3 protein-coding genes are annotated in these 4,933 nt (G+C 64.5%); all 3 read left to right on the top strand.

Annotated elements, in window-relative coordinates; translation table 11 throughout:
• A partial coding sequence (locus ACFHYO_RS15820) for a sugar phosphate nucleotidyltransferase (protein ID WP_394321677.1) occupies positions 1-416 on the top strand: 416 nt, incomplete at its 5' end.
• 121 nt (positions 417-537) lie between these two features.
• Positions 538-4,506: a glycosyltransferase gene (locus tag ACFHYO_RS15825; protein ID WP_394321679.1), complete on the top strand. Its 3,969-nt coding sequence runs from the start codon at positions 538-540 to the stop codon at positions 4,504-4,506.
• A gap of 164 nt (positions 4,507-4,670) precedes the next feature.
• Positions 4,671-4,933, top strand: a 263-nt coding sequence (locus ACFHYO_RS15830; protein WP_394321680.1) for a hypothetical protein, incomplete at its 3' end; no start/stop codon positions are given.

Below are 4,933 nucleotides of genomic sequence, written 5' to 3' on the forward strand. Positions count from 1 at the left end.
ATCACGGCCGGGCCGTCCAGATCATCGAGAAGCCCGCCGTGCCGCCCTCGAACTATGCGGTGACGGGCCTCTACTTCCTCGACGCCGACGCGCCCCGGCGCGCGCGCGAGGTCAGGCCCTCGGACCGGGGCGAGCTCGAGATCACCACGCTGCTGGAAGCCTACCTGCACGAAGGCCGTCTGACGGTCGAGCGCATGGGCCGGGGCTTCGCCTGGCTCGACACCGGCACCCATGGCAGTCTGCTGGACGCGGGCAACTTCGTGCGCACGCTGGAAAAGCGCCAGGGGATGCAGTCCGGCAGCCCCGACGAGGCCGCCTATCAGCAGGGCTGGATCACCGATGTCCAGCTGCGCACCCAGGCCCAGAGGTTCGGAAAGACCGACTACGGAAGGTATCTCGCAAGGCTGCTGGAGTAAGCGAAGTATGATCCTCTTTAACGGGGTAGCCTCCCCCTTCTCGTTGATATGGGAGGACATGAATAAGATCGTCGCCTCCACTCAGGGCGAATTTTAGTGACAATATTCATTAGAGAAGCACATGGAACGATACGGCCTAAAGATTTCCGCCTTAAATCTGCGTCGTCTTGGAAGTGGGCGCAAAACATCCGATGATAACTATGTCGGCATTACCCGACTTGGGCATGTCGATCGTGTTTCGGATGGCAAGATCGTTGGCTGGGTGAAGGACGAGGACAGCGAAGCACCGCTTGTGATCGACATTCTGCTGGATGGTGTCGAGGTCAAGGCCGGGATCGTTGCAGACCTGCACAGGCAGGATGTTCAGGACGCGGGCTTCGGAAATGGCCATTTCGGATTTGAATGCGGCCTGCCCGAAGCTCATCTGCCGGTCAGAAAAGGCGCGGTGATCGAAGTGCGGCGTTCGCCTTCAGGGGAAATCCTGTTGCGGCACGTTGTTTCATCTCTGCAGCGCGCTGCTTCGCCGACGTCTGTCGAGGACGTCGCGTCGAAAGAGATTGCTGGCCAGTTGGAATCGGAGGGTTCCAAGGGCCACAGGTATGCAATTGAACCGAAAGAGCTGAAGCCGTCGCCCGCGGTCGTGTCCTTTGATTGCCGGGCCAAGATCGAAAGCGTCACCCTAACCGAGTTGCGCGGCTGGGCGATCAACAAAAATGCAAACGGGCAGACTTTCAATATCGATGTCCTTATTGACGGACAAGAATTCTGCGTTGCCCGGAACGATCAGTCCCGGGGCGATCTTCTCAAGCACCGAGTATCCAAGGGCCTGGGTGGGATAAGGGTCGCCCTGCCGCTCCGCTACCTCGAGGCTGGTGAGCATACGATTTCTCTCAGGCTGCCGGATGGCCGTGTCTGCAGCGAGACGGTTTTCGTGGACGAGACAGCGCGGCGGCACCCGCTGAACGAAGGCGTGGCCAGCATCCCGCTTGCGGATGTCGCGGTGATCGTCCCCGTCTACAATGCGGCGGAAGACGTGGCCGTCTGCATCGAGCGCCTGGCGACATTCACGCCGCGCAGTGTCGATATCCTGTTCATCGACGATGCGTCCCCTGATCCCGCCATTTCCGCATTGATGCAGCGGGCGGCCAGCCACCCCAACATGCGCGCGCTGCGAAACCGCGAGAACATGGGCTTCACCCGCACCGTCAATCGCGGGCTTGAGGACGTCGGGCGCAAGCATGCCATCCTGCTGAACAGCGACGCGCGGGTGACGCCCGGCTGGGTGCAGGGGATGCTGATGGCCGCGGCATCACGGCCGCGGGTGGCGACAGTCACCGCCATGTCCGACCGGGCGGGGGCGTTTTCGGCGCCCGACATCGGCAACGCCAACGAACTGCCCCCCGGTGTGGACGAGATCACCTATGCCCGCGCCTTCCGCCGGCGGGCGCTGGGGCTTTATCCGGTGGTGCCGACCGGCAACGGCTTCTGCATGTTCGTCAACCGCGCCTGTCTGGATGAAGTCGGCCCCCTGGATGCAGAGGCATTTCCCCGCGGCTACGGCGAGGAGAACGATTTCTGCATGCGCGCCGGACGGGCGGGCTGGACCCATCTCGTCGATGACCGCACCTATGTCTTCCACGATCGTTCGAAAAGCTTTGGCGCCGCCAAGACCGACCTGATGGCGGCGGGGCGGGCTGTGATCGATGCCCGCTATCCCGAGTACAAGCAGGCCATCCGCGTCTTTTCGACCGACACCGATCTGCAGCTGGCGCGTTTCCGCGCGCGGCAGGCGATGGCGGACTGCGCCGATCCCCGCGCCGGCCTGCCGGCCGTCCTGTTCGTCGTCGCGACCCAGACAGGCGGCACACCGCAGACCAACCTGGACCTGATGACGGCCCTGGCGGACGGACTGGATTCTTGGCTTTTGCGCTGCGACAGCCGCGAGTTGACGCTCAGCCGGCTGGAAGGAACCCGGCTGCGCGAGATCCGGCGCCACCGCCTGGACGAGCCGGTGGACCCGATCCGGCACCATTCCGGCGAATACGACGCCGTCGTCCGCGACTGGATCCGCGAGATCGGCCCCGAGATCGTCCACATCCGCCACCTGGGCTGGCACAGCCTGTCGCTGCCGCGGATCGCCAAGGACCTGGGCAGCGCGGTCGTGTTTTCCTTCCACGACTTCTATACGCTGTGCCCCACGGTCAAGCTGCTGGACGCAGACAACACCTACTGCGGCGGCACCTGCACCGCCTCGGCCGGCGAGTGCCGGGCCGAGCTCTGGCAGCCGGGCAGCCTGCCGCCGCTCAAGGGCGCCTGGGTGAATGTCTGGCGGCAGCGCTTCGGCAGGGTGCTCGGCGACTGCGACGCCTTTGTCACCACCTCCGACAGCGCCCGCGCCCGCATCCTGTCGCAACTGCCCGGCATCGACGCCGCGCGGTTCCACGTGATCCCGCACGGCCGCAGCTTCACCGAGATGCAGCAGCTTCGCCGCCGCCCGCGGCACGGCAGCCCGCTGAAGATCCTGGTGCCCGGCAACATCAGCATGGCCAAGGGCCTGGGCGTCATCAAGGCGCTGCTGGATCATGATACCGCCGGGCTGATCGAGTTCCATGTGCTGGGCAAGATCGACACGACCCAGGGCATATCCCACCCCCGGCTGGTCCTGCACGGCACCTATGCCCGCGACGACTTCGCCAGGCGCGCGGAAGCGGCGGGCGCGCATCTGGGGGCGATCTTCTCGATCTGGGACGAAACCTATTGCCACACGCTGACCGAGCTGTGGTCGGCCGGCTTCCCGGCGCTGGTCTTCGACTTCCCGACAGTCGCCGGCCGCGTGCGCGAAAGCGGGGCGGGCTGGGTGCTGCCGCACGAGGATATCGCCGAGCTTTACACCCGCATCCTGGCGCTGGCCTTCGATCCCGCCGAACAGGACCGGGCGGATGCCGCCGTCCTGCGCTGGCAGGGGGGCCGGGGGCAGGGCCGCACCGTCCAGCTGATGGCGGCGCAGTATCTCGAAGTCTATCGGCAGGTTACGGGACGGACCGGACGGCACCCCATCGTCGCGGTCGTCGCGCCCGGGTCCGAAAAGCTGCACCGGGGATACGCCTCGACGGAAATCCGCCTGTGGGAGCGCACCCGCAACGGCCTTGACCGGGATGTCACCTATGTGCGGATGACGCCCCTGGCGCTGCTGGCGAACATCCGTGACGGGGTCGTGGATGGCGCGATCATCCAGCGCAACGCGATCCCGCTCACGATGGTGGACCCGCTGCTGGCGGCCTTCCGCGACAGCGGCCTGCCCTATGTGCTGGAGCTTGACGACGACCTGCTGGACGTGCCCGCCGACAAGGATCCCGCCGGCACCTACCGCGCCTATGCGCCCTTCCTGCGGCGGCTGGCGGAACGGGCGCGAATGGTCACGGTCTCAACCGCGCCGCTGCAGGAGCGGCTGCGGCGGATCAACCCCGACACCCGCCTGCTGCCCAACCTGCTCAGCGAGCCGCTGTGGCGGGGCGACCTGCCGCCCAGGGCGGCGGGCCAGGGGATCACCGCGCTTTACATGGGGTCGAAGACGCATCGGGCCGATTTCGACATGATCGCGCCGGCGCTGGACCGCATAGCCGCGCGGCACGCCGATTTCCGGCTGGCCGTGATCGGCGTGCATGACGACCCGCTGCCACCTTGGGCGGAACGGATCGACGTGCCCGACCATGCCAAGAGCTATGCGAGCTTCGTCCCCTGGCTGAAGTCCCTGTCCGCCCGCTTCGATTTCGCCCTCGCGCCGCTGGAGGATACCGAGTTCAACCGCCACAAGTCGGCGTTGAAGGTGCTGGACGGCGCCGCGCTGGGTCTGCCGGTGCTGGCCTCGGACATGCCGGTCTATCGGGCGCTGCGCGGGGATGTCCCCGAGATGATGCTGGTCGGAAACACGACCGAGGATTGGGTGATCGCGCTGGAAGCGGCGGTTGCGCAGGTACGCAGCGGCAGCCTGGACCGGGATGCCGTTCGGCGGCAGGTTCTTGTTCGGCACGGCCTCGCCCAGTCCCTGGGTGAATTCGATAGGTCCTTAGAGAACGTCTTTGATGTTTGAGGTTGGAACGATTGATGTCAGCTGCAATAAAATATCACAGTGAAATCGGGAACGACCTTCTCGAATATCATCAGATCTCTCCTGCCAGGTCCTATCCCAGCTCTGTGCCCGCTTTTTCCAATCTGGACTGCCTGGGAAAGGTGTGGAGAGAGAGGACGGAAGCCGTGCTTCAACGGCCTCAAGCTGAACTTCCTGCAAAGGTACTTCTGTCCGCACAGAATTGCGTCTTGTTTGGAAATGGCCATGTCATACTCCAAGACGGCACGTTGGTGGCAGAAACAATTTCTGGATCATCAGTGACAACTGCACCTAGTTTTGACCTCACAGACCTGGAGGTGATGAAGGGTGAATATGCGCTGCTTCGAAAGCCGGGGGATTCCAACTTCGGCCATTGGCTTGTTGAGATCGTGCCGAGGATTATCGACTT

The organism is Paracoccus panacisoli, from assembly GCF_042435015.1.
GTDB classification, from domain to species: Bacteria; Pseudomonadota; Alphaproteobacteria; order Rhodobacterales; family Rhodobacteraceae; genus Paracoccus; species Paracoccus panacisoli.